The following is a 20,930-nucleotide window of genomic DNA, read 5'->3' as shown; positions in this document are numbered from 1 at the left end:
CTCAAAGCACCGGGGTGCTGACTAACGGTGCCTGCAAACGGTGTTTGCCTGATGATCGTCACTGCAAGTAGGGTAACGCCGAAAAGTAATAACCTGAAAGAATTAATAACTATCTTTTTATTCTTTAAAAAACTATAGAAGTTCTTCTATAAGAACCAGAGCGCACGCGATGAGGAGCGCGAAAAAGGCGATCTACATGCCGACCCGCTCGATCCAGGTCTGCCACTCGCCGCCGCTGCGAAGCTCCACTACCCGATACCCGGGTCTCGAGGCTTGATCGACGGCGAACTCGAGGGCGCCGGGCATGAACTGATCCGCCAGCGCCGGGCAGCCATATACCGACACCTCATGATCGCCGAGAGCAAGCGTCTGCGCGAAGGCCTGGTGAGCATGGCCAAACAGCACGACGCAAGCCAGGGGAAAGCGCTCGAGCACCTGCCAAAAGGCGTCGCGATCGAGCAGGCCAATAGCGTCCATCCACGCGGCGCCCACGTCGACCGGCGGGTGGTGCAGGCCAACGACGGTAGGCTGCTCGCTCGATTCGAGCCGCTCGACGAGCGCTTCGAGCTGCTCAGCGCCCAACTCCCCGTGCGGTTTGCCCTCGACTCGGGTATCGAGCAGGAGCAGGCGCCACTCGCCGAGATCGACTTCGCTCAAAAGCGGGTGGCACTCGGCCATAAACTCGACTTGATCGTGGTTGCCGGGAATCCAGAACCAGGGGCACGGCAGGCGCGCCAGTGCCTGACAGGCGTGCTGATAGGAGACCAGGGTTTCGTCCTGGCTAACGTCGCCACTCAGCAGCACCACGTCCGGGCGCTCCTGGATGACCGCCTCCAGCACGCGCTCGAACTGACGCCAGGGGACGCCGGTGCGCGAGCGCGCGTGTTTATCGGCGTAGAGGTGGGCGTCGGTGATCTGAATCAGGCGCATCAAGGATACTCGGGAATATCGTAGGCGTGACCGTGGGTCAACCCATGAGCCAGCCACTCGCCCAGAAAGCGATTGAGCTGCAGCTTTTCATCGGGCTGGTGCATTTTGGCGTTGGGATAGCGGTAGCGGCCATTGAAGTGGCGCTGGCGCTGAAAGTCGGTCACCTCTGCCATGCGCACATCGTGATACAGGTGCACGCGCATTTTGGGTCCTTCCAGCACGCCGTCCAGCGGCCCGCTTTGGGTGACCTCGACCATGGTGGTGTAGGGCGCCTGCTCCAGCACGGCCAGGTGAAGCGCGCCAAGCTCCCGCCCTTTGCTGTGTAGGGTGATATCGCGCTGCTGACCGGCGTCCATATCGCTCACCAGCCGCAGCAGGCGCGCGTAGTTGGCGCTGCACTCCCCTTGCAGGGATTTCAGGTCGGTGACGTAGGCGGCTCTAGCCATCTTCGCTCCTTTCGAATGGGGAAACAGGGGCCCTGGCGGTGGCGCGCAGTGAGGCGCGCTGGCCGTTCAACCAGTGAAGCCCGATCAAGCACATGGCGTTATCGAGGCGCCCCTGCTCCAAAAGCGCAAAGGCATCGGTAAAGCTGACCACGTGAACGCGAATATCCTCGTGCTCTTCATCGAGGCCATGAATACCGCCCATGCCGGCGGTGTCGACCAGCCCGCAAAAAAGCGTTACCCGCTCGTTGCAGGCACCGGGGCTCGGGTAGTAGGTGTGAAGTTTGGTCAGCGCGCCCACTTTGCAACCCGCCTCCTCCCGGGATTCACGCCGGGCCACGTCCTCGAGGGATTCGTTCTCCTCGACCAGCCCCGCCACCAGTTCGAGCTTCCAGGGCGAGCGCGGGTCATCGATGGCGCCGGCGCGAAACTGCTCGACCAGCACCAGCGCATCGCGATGCGGGTCATAAAGCAGCACGCCCACCGCGTCGAAACGGCTATGAATCTCGCGGCGCATGGAGCTGCTGTAGCCGCCCTCGAAAAGACGGTGGCGTAGCGTCAGCGCCTCGAGCCGGAAAAAGCCCTGATAGAGCGTTTCCCGTGTCTCGAGTTCGACATCGGCACGCGTGAGTTCGGGGGCCGCAAGCTTGCTCGCCTGCGGCGACGTAAGGCTGGACGCCATAAGGCACTCCCGGTTGGCACAATCGCTCTATTATCAATGCTCGGTGCCGGGAATGCCAATTTGAGCGCTTGAGCGCGGGCTTAGAGCGCCTGAAGAAAGGCCTGGGCTTCGCGGCGCAGCGCCTCGTCTGACAGCTGACGGTTTTCGCGCGCAGTGCCCTCGACGGCGCGGGTGGCGTACTCGCGGGCGCCCTGAATATCGCCCTCCTCCTTCAGAAACGCTGCGTAGTAGAAATTGACGTCGATCCCGTTCGGGCGGATCTCGAGCGCGCGCTGAAACATGCGCTCGGCGGTATCGCTGTTGCCGAAACCGAGCGGTCTGCCCGGTGCGCGGTCATAGAGCGCGCCCAGCGTCACGTAGGCCGAGGCGTTGCTGCCCTGCGGGTCGAGCTCGATGGCGCGCTCGAGCACGGCACGCGCCTCTTTCGCGCTGGCCAGCGCCCCCAGCCCGCCGCGCTCGCGCGCGTAAGACGCTAAAATGATGCCCTGCCACACCAGCACGTCCGCCTCGTTTGGGTTTTGACTTGCAAGCGCTTCGGCCTCATCACTCAGCGCCTCAAGCGTCCCCTGACGCTGATTGGCCGGAAGCTCCGTCACCGTATGTTCCCAGCGGTTTTTGAGCGAAAAGAGTTCGTCCTGGTAGGCGCTAGCGGCGAGCGGCGAAAGCGCGAGCGCCCCGCCGAGGGTCACTGCCAACAGCCAGCGAGAAGTGTGCGTGCGCATGAAAAGCTCCTTGGTTGTTTTTGTGAATGTTTTTATTGCCCGATCGAGGCAGCCATCGGGCGGCCCAACGGGTGCCCTGCCAAATAATGTAACGAACGTTTGAATGACTCGCCAGCGCTTTGGCCAGAATAATGCCATTGGGCGCGCCGGCGCTTTCGATTAAGCTTGGGCACTCGAACGCAAGGAGTGAAACCGCATGAAAGGCCGCAATATGACCCGCTGGCGCGACCCGGCCAAGGACCCGCGCCAGGAGCCCAAAAGCAACCTGATCACCGCCCAGGGCGCCGAGCGGCTGCGCGGCATTCTCGACCACCTTTCACGGGTAAAGCGCCCGGCGCTTTCGACCAAAGTGGGCGAAGCCGCCGCGCTTGGCGACCGCTCGGAGAACGCCGACTACACCTACAACAAGAAAGAGCTCAACCGGGTGATCGCGCGCATCCGCTACCTGACCAAGCGGCTCGACGAGCTGCAGGTGGTCGACCGCCTGCCGGCGGATACCGACAAGATCTTTTTTGGTGCGTTCGTAAGCCTCGAGGACGACGACGGCGAAGCGCTCGACATTCGTATCGTCGGCCACGACGAGATCGACACCGACAAGCGCTGGATCAGCGTCGACGCGCCCATGGCGAAAGCGCTGCTGGGTAAGGAAGTGGACGACGAGATCACTGTACAAACGCCGACCGGCGAGGCCTTCTATACCGTGGCTGACGTTCGCTACGCCAACCCCTGACCGCACAACGCGATCCGCACCGCCGCCAGTTCATGAACATTCAATGAAACACTTGCCAACGAATAATATGTCCATAATACTAGACATATGGAAATAAACGATGCCACCTCAAGTTTTAGCGCGCTCGCCCAGCCCACTCGCCTGGAGGCTTTACGCCTGCTGCTACGCCACGAGCCCGAGGGGCTGGCGGCGGGAGAACTGGCCCGGCGGCTGAACGTGCCTCACAACACGCTATCGGCCCACCTCGCGGTACTTGGTCGAGCAGGCTGGGTAAGTTCGCACCGCGAGAGCCGCTCGATCATCTATCGCGCAAGCCCCGGGCACATGCAACAGGTCATTGCCTATTTGATCAGCGACTGTTGTAACGGCGACCCCGCGCTCTGCGCGCCGCTGATCGACACGCTTTCCCCTTGCCACTCATCTTCCCCGCAGGAGCCTTCCTCATGACCCCATTGATCTATCACAACCCACGCTGCGGCACCTCGCGCAATACGCTGGCCATCCTGCGCGCCTCGGGTGAAGAGCCGGAGGTGATCGAGTACCTGGAGACCCCGCCGAGCCGGGAGCGGCTGATCGAATTGATCAAACTGATGAAAATTACGCCGCGGGAGCTGCTGCGCCAGAAGGAAGCGCCCTATCGCGAGCTCGGCCTTGAAGACCCCACCGTGGATGACCAGGCCATTATCGATGCCATGCTCGATCACCCGATTCTGATCAACCGCCCAATCGTTGTGACCGACAAGGGCGCGCGGCTTTGCCGGCCCTCGGAGCAGGTGTTCGAGCTGCTGGACAACCCGGTGGCGTCGTTCACCAAGGAGGATGGCGAACGCGTGGCGCCCGCCTCCCAGGCGAATAACTGACACCATGCTGGCACTGTCGATTTTCATCGCTACCCTGGTGCTGGTGATCTGGCAGCCCAGGGGGCTTGGCATTGGCTGGAGCGCGCTGGGCGGCGCACTGGTCGCGCTCGTCACTGGGGTCGTTGCGCTGGCGGACGTGGCGGTGGTGTGGCATATCGTTTGGGACGCCACCTTCACCTTCGTGGCGCTGATCGTCATTTCGCTGATTCTGGATGAAGCGGGCTTCTTCGCCTGGGCGGCGCTGCACGTGGCACGCTGGGGCGGCGGCCGCGGGCATCTGCTGTTTCCGCTGGTCGTTTTGCTGGGCGCGGTGATCGCCGCCTTTTTTGCCAACGACGGCGCCGCGCTTCTGCTCACGCCGATCGTGCTCGCCATTCTGCTGCGCCTGGAGTTCACGCCGCCAGCGGCGCTGGCCTTCATCATCGCCACCGGGTTCGTTGCAGATACCACGAGCCTCCCGCTGGTGATCTCCAACCTGGTCAATATCGTCACCGCCAACTACTTTGGCATCGGTTTCGACCGCTATGCCCAGGTCATGGTGCCGGTCAACCTGGTATCGCTTGCCGCTACGCTCGGCGTGCTCTGGCTCGCGTTCGGGCGTCGCATCCCCGCCCGCTATCCGATTGAAAAGCTCGAAGCGCCGCGTTCGGCGATAAAGGACCCGCTGGTATTTCGCGCCGCCTTTCCGCTTCTGGCGCTGCTGATGGTGGCTTATTTCGTGACCGCTCCGCTGGGCGTTCCCATCGCGCTGGTCACCGGCGCCGCCGCGCTTTCGCTGATGGCACTCGCCGGGCGGTGGTGGCGCGGCGGTCGCGAAAGCAAAGTGTCAGTCTCTCAAGCGCTACACGGCGCGCCCTGGCAGATCGTGCTGTTCTCGCTGGGCATGTACCTGGTGGTGTATGGGCTGGGCAACGCCGGGCTCACCGACTACGCGGCGCGGGCGCTTGAGTGGCTTGCGGGCCAGGGGAGCGTGGTTGCCACCGTCGGCACCGGCTTTCTCGTTGCGGCGGTCGCCTCGATCATGAACAACATGCCGTCGACGCTGGTGGCGGCGCTGGCCATCGACCAGGCCCAGCTTCCAGAGCTGACCCGGGAGCTGATGATCTACGCCAGCGTCATCGGCAACGACCTGGGGCCGAAATTCACGCCCATCGGCAGTCTGGCCACACTTCTCTGGCTGCACGTGCTGGCACGAAAGGGGGTTCGCATCGGCTGGGGGCAGTACATGAAGGTGGGGCTTCTGATCACCCCACCGGTCTTGCTGGCGACGCTTTTAGCGCTGGTCTTTTGGCTACCGCGGGTATCGCCGTAGCGCCTACTCGAGAGCGTAGTCGACGGTGGTGACTACCCGCACACGCTTGATCTGCGGCGTGTAGCTGTCGAGATCCTCGATCGAAAAGTAGCCCTGGGTGGCGCTGGTGATCCCGCCCACCGCGCTTTGAGAGTCCTCGGCAAACTGCTGGGCGGCGCTTCTGGCATCCGCCGTGGCCGCGGCGATCATCTCCGGCTTGATCGCATCGAGCCCGGTAAACAGGAACTCGGTGCGGTACTCGTAGCTTGGCGAGAGCAGCACGCCGTCGCGCACCAGCCGCGTAGCCTGAGGTACCGCCTCGATGACCTCTTCTACCCGCTCGGTGCGCAGCAAAAGCGTCGCCTCGGCGCGAAAGCGCTCGTCCGGGCGCTCGCCGCCGTAGGTGTTGGCGTACTGGTCGGTGATGCGTGCCGGCGTCATGCTGATCTCGCTGGCCTCGAAGCCGCGCTCGGCGAGAAAATCGCGCACTCGCGCTTCGTCGTCGGAAAGATGCCGCTCAAGCTCGGCCAACGTGTCGGCGGTGACCGTATAGTTGAGCGGCCAGAGCACCAGGTCGGCGGCCACCTCCCGCTCGGCGAGCCCGCGCACGGTGACGCTGCGCGACGAGTGCTGCCACACCTCGGCGGCGCTTTTCAGGTAGCTTCCACCCCAGCCAAGCCCCAGGGCCACGAGCCCGCCCAGCGCCACCGCGCTTGCCAGCGCCCCGATACCGCGCGTTTTCACGGCCATACGTCTCTCCTCACAGGATTCAACACGTCTTGATCGCTTTTGGACCGCGGCGCGATCCAAAAGCGCCGCGCAGGCGCTAAAACAATCACGCCCCCGCGCGGTAGACTCTGAAGCGACGGTTATCCGCCAGCGTCTCGAACTCGCCCATCGCGCGCTTTAAAAGCTCCGGGTAGGGCAGAAAGCCGTTGGCCACCAGCACGAGCTCACCGCGTGGGGTCAGATGCTCGCGGGCCTTTTCGATCAGCCGCGCGCTCGGCCCAAAACTGATATCACGCTCCTGGTGAAATGGCGGGTTGCTGACGATCAGATCGAAACGCTCGCCGTCGAGTTTCGAGTAGACGTCGCTTTCGAGAACCCGCGCCGAGAGCGCGTTGGCCGCCAGCGTCCGCTCGGTCGCCTGGACGGCGAAGGCGCTGACATCGACGGCACTCACCTCATGGCCGCGCTTGGCAAGCCAAGCGCTGATGATGCCGTCACCGCAGCCCATATCGAGCACGCGCAGCGGCGTTTTGAGACCGCGCGAATCGAGGGCTTCGAGCAGCAGCGTGGTGCCCTCGTCCACCTTGCCGTGGCCGAATACGCCCGGGTGGCTGGCAAGCGTCAGCTCACCGGCAGTGAAGGTCGTCCAGGCGGCGTCCGGATCACCAAGCGCCCGGGTGCGCGTAGAATAAAGCGTGCAGCGCCGGGCGTTGTCGAGCTTGTCCCACTTAAGGCCGCGCTCGTCGAGCCACTTGGGCACGCGCTTGATGCCGCCCTGATGCTCGCCGACGATATCGACACTCGTGCCTTCGGGCAGCACCTGGCAGAGCCAGTCGAGCCACCAGAGGCCGAGCTGATGCGCCTTGGGCCAGAACAGCACCACCTGGCCTTCGAGTTCGATGGTCGGCTCGAACGGGCTGAACGCCGCCTTCTGGTGGGTCTGCCAAACATCGCGCAGAGCGACGCTGTCGCTGACCATGCTAGCGCTTTGGTGAACGAGCCACTCGTCGCGCCCGGGGGCAACCGGGCACAGCGCGGTGTGATCGCCGTAGTAGCGTTGTAACAGCTGGCAGGCGGGAAGTTGGGCACTCATGAATCAGTCTCGGGTTGGGTCAATGGTTTGGTCAAGGTGTACAGAAGGTAGCGCCCCAGCCGCCAGTGCGGCTCAGCGCGGCAGTAGGCTTTTTCCAGCGCCAGGAGTGTGGCTTCTTCGGCCTCGCTCGCCGGGGGCTTGCGCAGGTAGTCCTGAAAAATGCGGATGCCCGCCGCCTGAGAGAGCGCAAGGCCGTTCTCCTCGGCCCAGGCACTGATCTGATCGTGCGTCACCGGCGAGATCGGCGTCAGCCGCTGGCGCCTGCCCTGGCCTTCGAGCCGGTCGCTGAGCGCCTTTTCCAGGTTCCCCTTTACGGCGTTGGAAAAGCGCAGCGCATCGCGGTTGAACACCATGAGACTCAGCTGGCCGCCCGGAGCAAGCAGCCCGGCCAGCGTCTTGACCGCGCCACGCGGCTCGCCCAGCCACTCGAGCACGGCGTGGCAGGTAATCAGCGGCCAGGGGCCGGGGGCCTCACAAGCCAGCGCCTGAAGCGGAGCCTGAAGGTACGCGATGGCGTCGTCCGGAATCGCATCGCGCTCGGCGTGCCAGCGCCGGGCGTAGTCGAGCATGTCGCCGGAAGGCTCGGCCAGCGTCACCGCATGGCCGCGCTCGGCGAACCAGGCCGCCTGCTGGCCCAGGCCGCCGCCGACATCGAGCACCGGCTGGGCTTCGAGGGCGAGCATTTGCGGCAGCAGGTAATCGAGCATTTTCAAGCGCAGCTCGCCGCGGGGGGCGTGGTAAAGCGCGCGGGAGAACTTCTCGGTCATGCCGTCGAAGTAGCGATCGCCCGCCCCGGTCAATTCATAATGTGAGTGCATGGTGTGCGTGCATACGTCCGACAAGCCGAATCAAAGCGGTGTAGTTTACGCGTGTTGCGCCGAAAACGCCTGCAATGGCAGATGATGCTGCCAGTTGTCGCGCTGCTCCAGCTCATGGGCGAGCTGTAAAAGTGCTCTGTCCTCACCAAAGCGCCCGACGATTTGCACGCCGATCGGCAGGCCCGCGGCATCGCGATGAAGCGGCAGCGACATGGCGGGCTGGCCGGTCAAATTCGCCAGCTGAGTAAAGGGTGTGCGCGCGAGCGCCTCCATCGCCAGGTGCTTCAACGCCCCGGCCCGCAGCGCCAGTCGGGAAAGCCCGGGCACCGCCAGCAGCGACAAAAGCCGCTCTCTGGTACGGCAAGGGTATAGCTCACCAATACGCGGGGCGCTTGACGCCGTCACCGGCATCACCAGCGCGTCAAACCGCTGATGAAATACGCTCATTTGTTCCGCCGCCGCGAACCACTCGCGCCGCCCCAGCTCGTACTCCCTGGCCGAAAGCCTGGCGCCGAGTCGACCGATGGCCCGCGTGGCCGGTTCGATATCGAGACGGCGACGAGAGATGCCGGTTTCCCGGCTTACCCACGAAAGGTCCGCGGCGACCTGGCCGAGATAGAGCGTCAGGTAGCTGCTGGCCAGGTGGGCACCGTCGACCGGCGGGTCGCACCAGCTCACCTCGTGGCCCATATCGGCCAATGTTTTCGCGGCGTGTTCGACGGCCTTGCGCGTTTCTGGATCGAGCGTCGTGCCCAGGCTTTGGCTTAGCGGCTCGCCAAGCGATACCGCGATGCGCCGTTTTGGGCCTGGTGATGACAGCGCGCTCAGATAGCCGGTTTCCCGAGCAACCGGATACGGGCCGCTGGGGCCGGCACCGTTGATGTGCTCCAACAGCGCGGCACTATCGCGCACGCTTTTGGTGATAGCGTGCTCGACCACCGCACCCTGCCACACCTCGGCCTGAGCGGGTGGGAGCGGCGTGCGCCCGCGGGTGGGTTTGAAACCGAACAGACCGCAGTAGCTTGCCGGAATGCGGATCGAGCCGCCGCCATCGGCGGCCAGCGCCAGCGGCACCAGCCCGCCAGCTACCGCCGCCGCAGCGCCACCGCTGGAGCCGCCCGGCGAATGACCCAAGCGCCAGGGATTGTGCGGATGGGGAAACGCTTTCGGCTCGGTAATGGCCATCAAGCCAAACTCCGGCGTCGCGGTTTGACCCAACACCACGAGCCCCGCCTGCCGCGCTCGGGTGATGAGCGGCGAATCCTCAAGGGGGCGCCACTCGGCGAGTGAAGCGCTCCCCGCCGCCAGCGGCTCGCCGGCGATCGCCATCAACAGATCCTTGGCAAGCGTCGGCACGCCCGCAAAACAAGCGTTCTGATCCACGACGCGGCTTTCGCGGCGCGCCTGCTCGAAGCGGGTACGCACCACCGCGTGAAGCGCCGGGTTGCGCCGCTCGATCGCCTCGATGGCTACCTCACAAAGCGCGTCACGGCTCACCTCGCCCCGGCGCACGAGCTCGGAAAGCCCCGTGGCATCGAATGTCTGGTACTCCTCCACCTTCATCGAACGCCTCCCCAACCGGCCCACTCTCACGAAAGCCTACTCTACCACCATTGGCGATATTGCCCAGGGCGGCCGAACGCGATAACGTTAGCGCTCCCAATGGGAACGTTCCCAAACACCTTATGGTGGCCCCTGCAATGACGATTTCCCGCGCGACGCTCATTGAAGTCGCCAGAGAGGCGAACACCTCGAAAACCAGCGTTTCGCGTTTTTTCGGCCCGGAGCGCGACAAGCTTTCCCCAGCGCTCAAGGCGCGTATCGACACCGCCGCGCGAACGCTTGGCTATCAGCCCAACCTGATGGCGCGCGGGCTAAAAGGTGGCGGCACTCAGCTTTTGGGCATGCTCGTCGCGGACATTCGAAACCCGTTTTCCGTGGCCGCCGTGCACGCCGTCGAGCAGGCCGCGCGCGCTCGTGGCTACTCGCTCATCGTCTGCAATACCGGAAACGACCCGAGCCAGGAGCAGCGCCACCTGGCGCTTTTAACGGCCTACCAGGTCGAAGGCTTGGTGGTCAACGCCGTGGGCGCCCCTCACCAGGCGCTCGACTCGCTCACCCATACCGGCGTGCCGGTGGTGCTGCTGGACCGGGAAATCCCCAGCGTCAGCCGCGCCGTGGTCGGGCTGGACAACGCGCTTGCCATCGACACTGCCCTGGATCACCTGGTCGCGCGAGGCTACCGCCAGGTGCTCTACGTCACCAACGACCCGGCCACCGCCAGCGCCCGCCGAGAGCGCTTGGAGCGTTTCATCGACCAAAGCGCTGCGCGCCAGCTGACCGCGCACGTTCAGTCGAGTCTCGATCCCGCAAGCCTTTACCCGGCACTGGAGGCGCTCAAAACGCCTTCATTCCACGCGCCCGTCGCGGTGCTTTGCGCCAACGGCACCGCCACGCTCAGCGTAGTGCAGGGCTTTCAGGCGCAAGGCCTCACCCTGGGCGCCGTGGGCCTGATGGGAATCGACGAGCTCGACTGGTGCGCTCTGGTCGGCCCAGGCGTCACGACCCTGGCGCAGCCGTTTGATGCCATCGGCGAGGCGGCGATCGCGCGCCTGCTCGACCCGCCTGACACGCGCATTACCGACCGCCACGCGCCGCATCTGCTCGCGCGAGGCAGCACGATCCATCCCGATTTCCCTCTCATCTGATCCTTTGGAGAACCCCCATGTCGACTCAACCCTCTGCGCTCTGTGTTCTCACCTTTGGCGAGGCCATGGGCATGCTCGTGGCTGACGCGCCCGGCCCGCTTGCCGGTGTCGAGCAGTTTCACCGCCGGCTGGCCGGTGCCGATAACAACGTCGCCATCGGCCTGTCGCGGCTCGGCTTTCGGGTCAGCTGGCTAAGCCGGGTCGGCCGCGACAGCGTCGGCGAGTTCGTGCGCCAGACGCTGACCGCCGAGGGCATCGACGATCGCTATATCGTCACCGACCCGGAGCACCCGACCGGGCTGATGTTCAAGGAGCGCGCCGAGCACGGCGCCGACCCGCGGGTGGAGTACTTCCGCCGCGGCAGTGCGGCAAGTCATCTAAGCACCGCCGACGCCGACGCGGTGGATTTCGCAGAGCTCGACCATCTACACGTGACCGGCATCACCCCGGCGCTCTCGGACAGCGCCCTGTCACTCACCCGCCGGCTGATGGAGCGCGCTCGCGCCAACGGCGCCACCATCTCGTTCGACCCGAATTTGCGCCCAACGCTTTGGCAAAGCGAGGCGCAGATGCGTGATACGCTCAACGAGCTGGCGAGCCTGGCCGACTGGATACTGCCAGGCCTGGCCGAAGGCGAGCGCCTCACCGGTGAACAGACGCCGGAGGGTATTGCGGATTTCTACCTGGCGCGCGGCGCCAGCGCGGTGGTCATCAAGCTCGGGCCGCAGGGCAGCTACTATCGTGGCCGCCTGGGCGGGGCGCTCGAAAGCCTGGACGTGCCCAGCCAGCCGGTAGCCCACGTGGTCGATACGGTCGGCGCGGGGGATGGGTTTGCCGTGGGTTTGATCAGCGCGCTGCTCGAGGGCTTGCCCCCGGCCAAGGCGCTGGCGCGCGGCAACCTGGTCGGCGCCCAAGCGGTGCAGGTGGTCGGCGATATGGAGGGGCTACCCTCTCGCGAGCGACTGCAAACCCTCGAGCAGAACTAATCCATAACGAACGCACGACAGGAGAGAGAGTATGAAAAAACGCATCATCGTACAGGGCCGATTGAACGCCGACCAACGCGCGGAGCTGGAGCAACATTTCGAACTGCTCGACCCATTGAAATCTTTCGACATTACCGATGAGCATGTGCAAACCGCACTGGGCCAGGCGCACGGCATCATCGGCTCGGGGCTGCCGATTTCAAGCGAGCTGCTCGATGCCGCGCCCAATCTCGAGGTCATCGCGCTGATCTCGGTCGGTTACGATACTGTGCCCGTCGATGAGCTGACCCGGCGCGGCATTCTTTTGTGCAACACGCCGGACGTGCTGACCGAAACCACCGCCGATACCGGCTTCACGCTGCTGATGGCGACCGCCCGCCGGGTGGTGGAGCTGGCGACCTGGGTCAAGGCCGGCGCCTGGGAGGCGAGCATCGGCCCCGATCTTTACGGCAGCGACGTCAACGGCAAAACGCTCGGCATGGTGGGCTTTGGGCGTATCGGCCAGGCCGTAGCCCGGCGCGGGGCGCTCGGTTTCAACATGAAGGTGCTCTACTCCAACGCCTCGCCCAAGCCGGAGGTCGAACGTGAGCTCGGCGCCGAGCGCCGCGAGCTCGATCAACTTCTGAGCGAATCCGACTTCGTTTGCCTCACCGTGCCGTTGACCGATCAGACCGAAAAGCTGATCGGCGCCAGAGAGCTCGAGCAGATGAAGTCGTCGGCCATTCTGGTCAACATCGCCCGCGGCAAGGTGGTCGATGAAGGCGCGCTGATCGACGCGCTGGAGCGCGGTGTTATCAGAGGTGCCGGGCTCGACGTGTTCGAGAGCGAGCCGCTTGGCGACACCTCTCCGCTCCCCGGCATGGCCAACGTCGTCGCCCTGCCCCACATCGGCTCCGCCACCCATGAAACGCGCACCGCCATGGCCCAGCGCGCCGTGGACAATATGCGCCTGGCGCTGACCGGCGAGCGCCCGCTGAGCCCAGTCAACGAAGAGGTGCTGACATGAGCGAGTCGGCCCTTTGCCTGCTGTTCGACTCCGACGGCACGCTGGTGGATAGCGAGATTCTGCTGGCCGAGGTCATGGGCGAGCTGTTGCCCGAGTTCGGCCTGCCCTTCTCCGCAAACCAGTACATGGAGGAGTTTCGCGGCGTGCGCTTTCAGACCATCGTCAACGAGCTGGAGACGCGCTTTACGCCGCTCACCCCGGACCGGTTTGAGGCGCTCGAGGCGGACATGCGCGCGCGCATGGAAGCGCGCATGCGCGCCGAGCTTGCGCCCGTGGCCGGGATGCCGGCCGCGCTCGATTTGCTGGCAAGCTACCCCAAGGCGGTGGTGTCCAACGGTCCGGAGCGCAAGATCCGCTGCGCGCTGGAGAGCACCGGCCTTGAGCACCACTTCGAAGGCCGACTTTTCAGCGCCTACACCCTTAACGTCTGGAAGCCGGACCCGGAGCTTTACCGCCAGGCCGCCACGGCCATGGGGTTCGCCCCACAGCACTGCATCGTGATCGACGATGCAGCGGTCGGTGTCGAGGCCGGCCTGGCCGCCGGCATGCAGGTGATTCACCTCAACCACTTTCCCGATGAGGAGAAAACGCCGCAAGGCGCGGTCGAGATTCGCCATGCCAGCGAGCTTGCCGACGCCGTTCACCGACTTCGCGAGGCCATCGCGGTTTAGCACGCCGTCTTGAAAGCCGCGCGCAGAAACATAAAAGCCCCGCCGGAGCGAGTTCCGACGGGGCTTTTCCATGGTACCGGGAAGCCTAGCGTGACGTGAGCGCTTTCACCGCGACCTCCACGCCGCGAAGCTCGGCCAACCCCCGCAGCCGCCCATAAAGCGGATAGCCCGGCGCTGTCTGGCGCTGCTGGTCGTCGAGCATATGGTGGCCGTGGTCCGGGCGGATCGGCAGGCGCGCGCCGCCATCCATTTCGCGCCGGCGCTCCTCCTCGACCAGTGCCTGTATGACGCCGACCATATCGACATCGCCGGCCAGGTGTGGCGCCTCGTGAAACGAGCGCGGGTCCATTTCGCGCCTTGTCGAGCGCAGGTGAGCGAAGTGAATATGCGGGCCGAAGTGGCGCGCCATGGCCACCAGGTCGTTGTCCTCGCGCACCCCAAACGAGCCGGTGCAGAAGGTGATGCCGTTGGCCGGGCTCGGCGCGCAGTCGATCACCCACTGGGCATCGTCACGGGTCGATACCACCCGGGGAAGCCCCAGAAGTCCGCGAGGCGGGTCGTCCGGGTGGATCGCCATGCGAATGCCGACCTCTTGCGCCACGGGAATAATCGCACGCAAGAAATAGCCGAGGTTGTCGCGCAGCGTTTTGGCGTCGATTTTCGCGTAGCCTTCGAGCGCCTGACGAAACTGCGCCAGCGTGTAGTGCTCCTCGGCGCCGGGAAGCCCGGCGATCAGCGTGTCGATAAGTTTCGAACGTGCGGCGTCATCGAGCGTCTCGAGGTAGCGCTTGGCCTCCAGTTTGTCGGCCTCGGAGTACTCGTCGAGTGCGCCTGGGCGCTCGAGCAGGTAGAGATCGAAGGCGGCGAAAGCGGTCTGGTCGAAGCGCAGTGCCCGGGCACCGTCGGCAAGCGCGTAGGTCAGGTCGGTGCGCGTCCAATCGAGAATCGGCATGAAGTTGTAGCAAACGACGTCGATCCCGCAGGCGGCCAGGTTCCTCAGCGTCTGACAGTAGGTATCGATCAGCGCGTCGCGCTCGGGCAGGCCCTTCTTGACCGCCTCGGGCACCGGCACGCTTTCGACCACCGACCAGCCAAGCCCCGCGGCTTCGATCATCGCCTTGCGCTCGCCAATCGCCTCCACCGACCAGACCTGGTCATTGGGAATATCGTGCAGCGCGGTGACGATGCCGGTTGCGCCGGTCTGGCGAATCTCGCTGAGTCGGATCGGGTCGTTGGGCCCGAACCAGCGCCAGGTATGTTCCATGGAGTCTCCTTTTAGCGAGCGCTTTGGGTGGCAAGCTCGGCAATGGCCGGCCCGACGCCGCGCTCGGTCAGTGCGCGGTAAGCATCAAGCACCTGCTGCTTGAAACGCTCGCTTTGCGCCACGGTGTCCGGCATCACCGCCTCGAGACCGAAGAAAGCGTCGACCAGCGCGGCCACGTCATCGCCGTGCCGGTGGTGGAGCGCTGTAAGCCGCTCGGCCATCGGGTCGTCGACGCGAAACGCGCGACCGGCCAGCGTCGTGCCAGCGGTGTAGCGAATCCAGCCGGCCAGGCCCAGCGCCACGCAGGCGGTGTCGCGGCCGGCGGCCAGGTTGATTTCGGCCACCTGCAGCCACCGCTGAGGCAGCTTCTGGCTGCCGTCCATGGCGATCTGCTGGAGCTTGTGGCGCAGGCTGTCGTTGGCAAAGCGTGCCAACAACGAATCCGCGTAAGCGTTCAGATCGATCTCGGCGGGCGTCTCGAGCGTCGGGGCGGCTTCCTCATTCATGTAGCGGCTTAAAAGCGCCTGAAACGGCGCTTGAGAGACGGCGTCGAACACGGTCTCGATCTCGGCGAGCGAACCGAGATAGGCGAGCAGCGAATGGCTGCCGTTGAGCATACGAAGTTTCATGGTCTCAAACGGCGCGACATCGGCGACCATGGTCACGCCCTCCGTATCCCAGACCGGGCGGCCCTCGGGGAAGTGGTCTTCAACGACCCACTGCGAGAAGGCCTCGCACACCACGGCGTTGGCATCCTCGACGCCAAGCGTTTTGAGGGCGGCGAAGTCCTGCTCGGTCATGGCAGGCACGATGCGATCGACCATGCTGCTGGGAAACGCGACGTGCTCCAGGATCCAGTCGGCGAGCGCCGCCTCCTGAACCTGGGCAAGCTGGGCCACCGCCTGGCGGGTGCGCTCGCCGTTGTCCGGCATGTTGTCGCAGCAGAGTACGGTGAACGGTGGCGTGCCCGCTGCACGGCGCCGGCGCAGCGCCTCGACCAGAATACCCGGTGCGGTACGCGGCGTTTGCGGTGCGGCGATATCCGCCTGGATCATCGGGTCGCTTTGCAAAAGCTCGCCGCTGGCCGGGTTCAAAAAATAACCTTTCTCGGTGACGGTGAGCGTGACGATACGCGTCTCGACATTCGCAAGGCGATCAAGCAGCGCCGCAAGGTCGCGCCCCCACTGCCCGTCCGCGCCCTGGCCGGTGAACAGCGCCTCTTCGATAGCGCCTATTTCGCGAACCGTCACGTTGTCGCTATCGCGGTACTCGGCCACGTGGTAGAGGAAGCCCGCATCAATCAGGGAGTCGACCAGCGAGGCGCCGCGGCGCAGATTCGCCGAACTCACGCCCCACTGATCGTCGCCGGTACGGCATCGATAGCGTTCGAGATACACCGCCTGGTGGGCGCGATGAAACGCGCCCAGGCCCAGATGGACGATGCCGATGTGACCAGCGCGTTGGCTGGCCTTGATGGTTTGTACACTCACTTTTCTACTCTCCTGAACCGATTCCTACACATCGATACCGAAATAACGGCGCGCGTTGTGGAAGCAGATATCGTTGACCATGCTGCCAAGCCAGGCGTCATCGTTGGGGAGCTGGCCCTGCTCGACCCAGCGCCCCAGCATGCGGCATAACAGGCGACGAAAATACTCGTGGCGGGTGTAGGAAAGAAAGCTGCGCGAATCCGTCAGCATGCCCACGAAGCGGCTTAAAAGCCCCAACTGCGAAAGCTGGGTCATCTGACGCTCCATGCCGTCGAGCTGGTCGTTGAACCACCAGCCGGAGCCAAGCTGCACCTTGCCGGGAATGCCGTTGCCCTGAAAATTGCCCGCCGTGGTCGCCAATACTTCATTGAAGACCGGGTTGACGCAATAAAGGATGGTACGCGGCAGCCGGTCATCCCGATCAAGGGCATTGAGCAGTTGGTTGAGCGGTGCGGCCATGGGCCGGTCGTCCATGGAGTCGAAACCGGCATCGGCGCCGATTTCGCGCCAGCCGCGGGCACTGTTATTGCGCAGCGGCCCCATGTGGTATTGCTGCGCCCAGTCGCGACGGTGGTATTCCCGGCCCAAAAAGATCAGCACCGCGGTCATGAACTGCGCCTGCTCGTGCTCGTCGGGCAGCGTGCCGTTCAGACGACGCTCGAGAATGGCATCGAGCTCGGCATCGGTCGCCTCGGCATAAGCGACGCGTTCGATGCCGTGATCAGAAATCCGGCAGCCATGGGCGTGGAAGTGATTCAGGCGTTTTTCGAGCGCGGTGTAGAGGGAGGTGATATCGCGAATCTCGACATCCGCGGCGCGACCCAGCTTTTCGAGATACGCCGGGAAATCTTCGGCGGCCGGTTTAAAAGCGCGGTCGGGTCGAAAACTCGGCAGCACTTTTACGGCGAAGCTCGGATCCGCGGCAATCTCGGCATGATGGCTCAGATCGTCCGCCGGGTCGTCGGTAGTGCCGACCAGACGGACGTTCATCTGCTCGAGAATTCCCCGCGCAAAGAATTCGGGCGTTGCCAGCATCGCGTTGGCCTCGTCCCAGATGGCATCTGCAGTCGAGGGCGAAAGCAGTTTGCCAGTGATGCCGAAGGGGCGTCTTAGCTCGAGATGAGCCCAGTGAAAGAGCGGATTACCCAGCGTATGAGGCACGGTGGCCGCCCACGCCTGAAATTTATCGTAGTCGCTCGCATCACCGGTACAGAGCCGCTCGTCCACGCCGTTCCAGCGCATGGCGCGCCACTTGTAGTGATCGCCTTTCAGCCAAATCGAGGTGAGGTTGTCAAAGCGCGTATTCTGGGCAATTTCCCGAGGCGGTAGGTGGCAGTGGTAGTCGAAGATGGGCTGAGTGCTGGCGTAGCCGTGGTATAGACGTTTGGCCATCTCGCTATCGAGAAGAAAATCCTCATCCAGAAATGCTGCCATCAGAGGCTCCATTGCGATCGGTGCGTGCCTTGGCGCAGGCAAAGGCGCGCTCATGAAATTGGTTGGGCCAAAGAGTCGACTTGACCGCCTTTATTGTCAACCTCTTATCAACCCAATGCGACCAAAGGCTTATTTAATAATCAGACCGGTTAGTCCAATTTAGCCGGTCATTTTTATTGGCCCAACGACCGTATCGTACAAGTACTACATCAAAGACAGCTTTTCAGGAGATGGGGCAACATGCATAAAGGCGTTATATCAGTCTTGTCGGGCGCGTTGATCGCGCTTTCGGGCTGCTCGATGCCCTCGGAAGTGTCCTCGGACGTGACTCTTCTAAGGCTCGCTCACAACATGAACGAAGGCCACCCGGTACATAAGTCGCTTGCCCACTTCGCCGAGCGCGTGCGCGAGATAAGCGGCGGTGAGCTCGTTTTCCAGCTTTATCCCAACGGTCAGCTGGGCTCCGAGCGGGAAGTCATCGAGCTGGTTCAGACAGGTGCGGTGGACGTCACAAAGGTGAGCGCCACCGCGCTCGAAAGCTTTTCTAACGTCTATTCCCTGTTTAGCGTGCCCTATCTCTTTGCCGACCCCGATCACTACTATCGCGTCATGGATAGCGACGTCGCCACGGATATCTACCAGCAAACCTCCGACAACGGCTTCTTCGGACTGACGTACTATGATGCCGGCATTCGCAACGTCTACACCATCGATACGCCGGTACGCACCCCGGCCGACATGCGCGGGCTCAAGTTTCGCGTACAGCCCAGCCAGACCGCCCTCGAAATGATTCGCCTGATGGGCGGCGCGCCGACGCCGATGGCCTACGGCGAGGTCTACACGGCGCTGCAGCAGGGCGTCATCGATGGCACCGAGAACAACGAAACCGCGCTGACCTCATCGAATCACGGCGAAGTGGCCAAGGAGTACTCCTACACTGCCCACGCCATCGTTCCCGACCTTCTGATCTTCAGCCAGCACCGCTGGGAAAGCTTCACGCCTCAGCAGCAGCAGTGGTTGAGAGAAGCGGCGGTCGAATCGACCGAGTTCCACAAGGAGCTCTGGGCGCAAGAGATCGAAAAAGCGGTGACCCAGGCCGAGGAGATGGGCGTTCACTTCCACCGCGATGTGGACGTCGATGCGTTCCGGGAAGCGGTCGCTCCCATGCACGAACGGGTTCTCGAAAACCCGACCCTGGCGCCGCTTTACGAGCGCATTCAGGCACTAGAAACGGAGTCTTGAGGCCATGATAAACACGATCAATCGTTTGCTCAGCAAACTCATCACGGTACTCACTTCGGCCATGCTCGCCGTTATGGTGCTGGTCGCCATTTGGCAGGTAGTAAGCCGCTACGTGCTCAATGACCCCAGCACTTTTTCCCAGGAGTTTCTTCGCTACTCGCTGATCTGGATCACCATGATCGGCGGAGCGCTGGCGTTTCATACCAAAAAGCACATCGCGGTGGAGATGCTCGTCAACCGGTTCTCCGCGCGCTCTCAGAAAATGGTTCGCTACCTGGTGCTCGTGTTGCTGATCCTTTTTTCTGCCCTCGTGATGATTTACGGCGGCATCTGGCTCGTCTCGTTAACCATGTCGCAGCAGACCGTCTCGCTGGGTATTCCGATGGGGTATATCTATCTGTCGCTGCCCGTCTCGGGCGTGCTGGTTTTCTGGTTCTGCATTGCCGAGCTGTTCAATGCCGCTGCCGGCACTCCCAACGATTTCGACCAGACCCTGGACGTTTAATCAACAATAAGGCATTCGCGCCATGACGATCATCGCAGGCTTCAGTCTACTCATTTCGTTTTTCATATTTTTGTTCATCGGTGTACCGATCGCCATCAGCATGGCCGGCGCGTCCATCGTGACGATGCTGCTCATCGCGCCGTTCGATGTCGCCGTGTTCACCTCGGCGCAGAAGATGGTGACCGGTATCGATAGCTTCACGCTGCTCGCCGTCCCCTTCTTTCTACTGACCGGTATCATCATGAACCAGGGCGGCATCGCGATGCGCCTGGTCAACGTGGCTCGCCTGTTCACCGGCCGCTTGCCGGGGTCACTTGCCCACACCAATATCGTCGGCAACATGCTGTTCGGCTCTCTGGCGGGCTCGTCGGTGGCCTCGGCGGCGGCCATCGGCAAGGTCATGCATCCGCTGCAGGACGAGGAAGGCTATGACCGCAAGTTCTCCGCGGCGGTCAACATCGCCTCGGCGCCGACGGGCCTGATCATTCCGCCCACCGGGCTTTTCATCATCTATTCGCTGGTGAGCGGCGGCACCTCGGTGGCCGCGCTGTTTTTGGCAGGCTATATTCCCGGTCTACTCTGGGGCCTGGCGACCATGGCGGTGGCCTTCGTCATCGCCAAGCGCAAGGGCTATCGCTCACCGCATCAGGTCCCGCTGCGCTCGGTATTCAAGGTGCTGTGGGACGCCATTCCCAGCCTGTTTTTGATCTTCATCATCATTGGCGGCATCATCGGCGGCGTTTTCACCGCGACCGAAGCCTCGGCGGTCGCGGTAGTCTATGCTCTGCTGCTCTCCCTGGCCTATCGCAGCCTGTCGCTCAAGCAGATACCCGGCATATTGAAGGAAACTGCGGAACTGACCGTGGTCATCATGTTCCTCATCGGCACCTCTGCCATGCTGGCACTGGTCATGGCCTTCACCGGCATTCCGGCCGCGATTAGTGCCGGTATCCTTGCGCTGACCGACAACCCTATCCTGATCCTCATTCTGATCAACGTCATCCTGCTGTTGATCGGTACCTTCATGGACGTCACGCCGGCCATCCTGATCTTCACGCCCATTTTCCTGCCGGTGGTTTCCGAGTTCGGCATGAGCCCGGTGCACTTCGGTGTCCTGCTGGTCGTCAACTTGTGTATCGGCAATATCACACCGCCCGGCGGCAGCGCGCTGTACGTGGGTAGCACGGTTGCCAAGCTGAAAATGGAAGAAGTAATCAAGCCTCTTCTGCCGTTCTACGCAGCGGTCATCGCGGTGCTCATGCTGATAACATTGGTGCCGATGCTCAGCGAGTGGCTACCGCGCCTGGCTGGCCTCATGTAATTTTC

22 protein-coding genes are annotated in these 20,930 nt (G+C 63.4%); 11 read left to right on the top strand and 11 right to left on the bottom strand.

The window, feature by feature from the left end; translation table 11 throughout:
* Nucleotides 1–192: 192 nt before the first annotated feature.
* The 4 genes from RN346_RS06665 to RN346_RS06650 all read right to left on the bottom strand — a co-directional run bounded on the left by RN346_RS06665 (nucleotide 193) and on the right by RN346_RS06650 (nucleotide 2,777).
* Complete coding sequence (locus RN346_RS06665; RefSeq protein WP_311960625.1) at nucleotides 193–930, bottom strand: metallophosphoesterase; 738 nt, start codon at nucleotides 928–930, stop codon at nucleotides 193–195.
* On the bottom strand, nucleotides 930–1,376 hold the full coding sequence (locus RN346_RS06660; RefSeq protein ID WP_263584405.1) for a DUF1249 domain-containing protein: 447 nt from the start codon (nucleotides 1,374–1,376) through the stop codon (nucleotides 930–932). The genes RN346_RS06665 and RN346_RS06660 overlap by 1 nt, the downstream gene beginning before the upstream one ends.
* Nucleotides 1,369–2,055 carry an NUDIX domain-containing protein gene (locus RN346_RS06655; protein ID WP_263584406.1) on the bottom strand — a complete coding sequence of 229 codons (687 nt, stop codon included), beginning with the start codon at nucleotides 2,053–2,055 and terminating at the stop codon, nucleotides 1,369–1,371. Before RN346_RS06655 ends, RN346_RS06660 begins: the two co-directional genes overlap by 8 nt.
* A gap of 80 nt (nucleotides 2,056–2,135) precedes the next feature.
* Nucleotides 2,136–2,777 (bottom strand): TRAP transporter TatT component family protein, encoded by a 642-nt coding sequence (locus RN346_RS06650; RefSeq protein WP_263584407.1) that lies wholly within the window; start codon nucleotides 2,775–2,777, stop codon nucleotides 2,136–2,138.
* A gap of 196 nt (nucleotides 2,778–2,973) precedes the next feature.
* On the opposite strand from RN346_RS06650, the gene greB reads away from it, so the two are divergent.
* The 4 genes from greB to RN346_RS06630 all read left to right on the top strand — a co-directional run bounded on the left by greB (nucleotide 2,974) and on the right by RN346_RS06630 (nucleotide 5,679).
* Nucleotides 2,974–3,507, top strand: a complete 534-nt coding sequence (gene greB / locus RN346_RS06645; RefSeq protein WP_311962526.1) for a transcription elongation factor GreB — start codon at nucleotides 2,974–2,976, stop codon at nucleotides 3,505–3,507.
* An 87-nt stretch (nucleotides 3,508–3,594) separates the two neighbouring features.
* Nucleotides 3,595–3,954: a helix-turn-helix transcriptional regulator gene (locus RN346_RS06640; protein WP_311962525.1), complete on the top strand. Its 360-nt coding sequence runs from the start codon at nucleotides 3,595–3,597 to the stop codon at nucleotides 3,952–3,954.
* The gene (gene arsC / locus RN346_RS06635; RefSeq protein WP_311962524.1) at nucleotides 3,951–4,367 is read left to right on the top strand and encodes an arsenate reductase (glutaredoxin); all 417 of its coding nucleotides are present in this window, start codon (nucleotides 3,951–3,953) and stop codon (nucleotides 4,365–4,367) included. The genes RN346_RS06640 and arsC overlap by 4 nt, the downstream gene beginning before the upstream one ends.
* 4 nt (nucleotides 4,368–4,371) lie before the next feature.
* Complete coding sequence (locus RN346_RS06630) at nucleotides 4,372–5,679, top strand: arsenic transporter (RefSeq protein WP_311960621.1); 1,308 nt, start codon at nucleotides 4,372–4,374, stop codon at nucleotides 5,677–5,679.
* Nucleotides 5,680–5,682: 3 nt separating this feature from the next.
* On the opposite strand, the gene RN346_RS06625 is transcribed toward RN346_RS06630, so the two are convergent.
* The 4 genes from RN346_RS06625 to RN346_RS06610 all read right to left on the bottom strand — a co-directional run bounded on the left by RN346_RS06625 (nucleotide 5,683) and on the right by RN346_RS06610 (nucleotide 9,861).
* Nucleotides 5,683–6,408, bottom strand: coding sequence for an SIMPL domain-containing protein (locus RN346_RS06625; RefSeq protein ID WP_263584412.1), 726 nt, complete (start codon nucleotides 6,406–6,408; stop codon nucleotides 5,683–5,685).
* 85 nt (nucleotides 6,409–6,493) lie between these two features.
* A complete protein-coding gene (locus RN346_RS06620) occupies nucleotides 6,494–7,480 on the bottom strand; it encodes a class I SAM-dependent methyltransferase (protein WP_311962523.1) in 987 nt (328 codons plus the stop codon).
* Nucleotides 7,477–8,298: a methyltransferase domain-containing protein gene (locus RN346_RS06615; RefSeq protein ID WP_311962522.1), complete on the bottom strand. Its 822-nt coding sequence runs from the start codon at nucleotides 8,296–8,298 to the stop codon at nucleotides 7,477–7,479. The genes RN346_RS06620 and RN346_RS06615 overlap by 4 nt, the downstream gene beginning before the upstream one ends.
* A gap of 45 nt (nucleotides 8,299–8,343) precedes the next feature.
* Nucleotides 8,344–9,861 carry an amidase family protein gene (locus RN346_RS06610; protein ID WP_311962521.1) on the bottom strand — a complete coding sequence of 506 codons (1,518 nt, stop codon included), beginning with the start codon at nucleotides 9,859–9,861 and terminating at the stop codon, nucleotides 8,344–8,346.
* Between the two features lie 137 nt (nucleotides 9,862–9,998).
* Here RN346_RS06610 and RN346_RS06605 point away from each other — a divergent pair, with 137 nt between their 5' ends.
* The 4 genes from RN346_RS06605 to RN346_RS06590 are packed head-to-tail and all read left to right on the top strand — an operon-like array spanning nucleotide 9,999 to nucleotide 13,669.
* On the top strand, nucleotides 9,999–11,006 hold the full coding sequence (locus RN346_RS06605) for a substrate-binding domain-containing protein (protein WP_311962520.1): 1,008 nt from the start codon (nucleotides 9,999–10,001) through the stop codon (nucleotides 11,004–11,006).
* A gap of 17 nt (nucleotides 11,007–11,023) precedes the next feature.
* On the top strand, nucleotides 11,024–11,992 hold the full coding sequence (locus tag RN346_RS06600; RefSeq protein WP_311960615.1) for a sugar kinase: 969 nt from the start codon (nucleotides 11,024–11,026) through the stop codon (nucleotides 11,990–11,992).
* Nucleotides 11,993–12,023: 31 nt separating this feature from the next.
* Nucleotides 12,024–12,998, top strand: coding sequence for a D-glycerate dehydrogenase (locus RN346_RS06595; protein ID WP_311962518.1), 975 nt, complete (start codon nucleotides 12,024–12,026; stop codon nucleotides 12,996–12,998).
* Nucleotides 12,995–13,669, top strand: a complete 675-nt coding sequence (locus tag RN346_RS06590) for an HAD-IA family hydrolase (RefSeq protein WP_311960613.1) — start codon at nucleotides 12,995–12,997, stop codon at nucleotides 13,667–13,669. The genes RN346_RS06595 and RN346_RS06590 overlap by 4 nt, the downstream gene beginning before the upstream one ends.
* Nucleotides 13,670–13,754: 85 nt before the next feature.
* On the opposite strand, the gene uxuA is transcribed toward RN346_RS06590, so the two are convergent.
* The 3 genes from uxuA to uxaC are packed head-to-tail and all read right to left on the bottom strand — an operon-like array spanning nucleotide 13,755 to nucleotide 17,857.
* A complete protein-coding gene (gene uxuA / locus RN346_RS06585) occupies nucleotides 13,755–14,933 on the bottom strand; it encodes a mannonate dehydratase (RefSeq protein WP_311962517.1) in 1,179 nt (392 codons plus the stop codon).
* Nucleotides 14,934–14,944: 11 nt separating this feature from the next.
* Complete coding sequence (locus tag RN346_RS06580; protein ID WP_311962516.1) at nucleotides 14,945–16,423, bottom strand: mannitol dehydrogenase family protein; 1,479 nt, start codon at nucleotides 16,421–16,423, stop codon at nucleotides 14,945–14,947.
* A 24-nt stretch (nucleotides 16,424–16,447) separates the two neighbouring features.
* Entirely contained in the window at nucleotides 16,448–17,857 is a 1,410-nt protein-coding gene (gene uxaC, locus RN346_RS06575) for a glucuronate isomerase (protein ID WP_311962515.1), read from the bottom strand.
* A 351-nt stretch (nucleotides 17,858–18,208) separates the two neighbouring features.
* Between uxaC and RN346_RS06570 the strand changes: the two genes are divergently transcribed.
* From RN346_RS06570 to RN346_RS06560, 3 genes are read left to right on the top strand one after another with little or no spacing between them, the layout of a single operon-like run.
* Nucleotides 18,209–19,099, top strand: a complete 891-nt coding sequence (locus RN346_RS06570; RefSeq protein ID WP_311962514.1) for a TRAP transporter substrate-binding protein — start codon at nucleotides 18,209–18,211, stop codon at nucleotides 19,097–19,099.
* Nucleotides 19,100–19,103: 4 nt separating this feature from the next.
* Complete coding sequence (locus RN346_RS06565; protein WP_263584424.1) at nucleotides 19,104–19,604, top strand: TRAP transporter small permease; 501 nt, start codon at nucleotides 19,104–19,106, stop codon at nucleotides 19,602–19,604.
* Between the two features lie 22 nt (nucleotides 19,605–19,626).
* Entirely contained in the window at nucleotides 19,627–20,925 is a 1,299-nt protein-coding gene (locus tag RN346_RS06560; protein ID WP_263584425.1) for a TRAP transporter large permease, read from the top strand.
* Nucleotides 20,926–20,930: the final 5 nt, after the last annotated feature.

This window comes from Halomonas sp. PAMB 3232 (assembly GCF_031954225.1).
Classification (GTDB): Bacteria; Pseudomonadota; Gammaproteobacteria; order Pseudomonadales; family Halomonadaceae; genus Vreelandella.
Note: the sequence above shows the minus strand (reverse complement) of the source record. Positions and strands in the feature narration are given on the sequence as shown.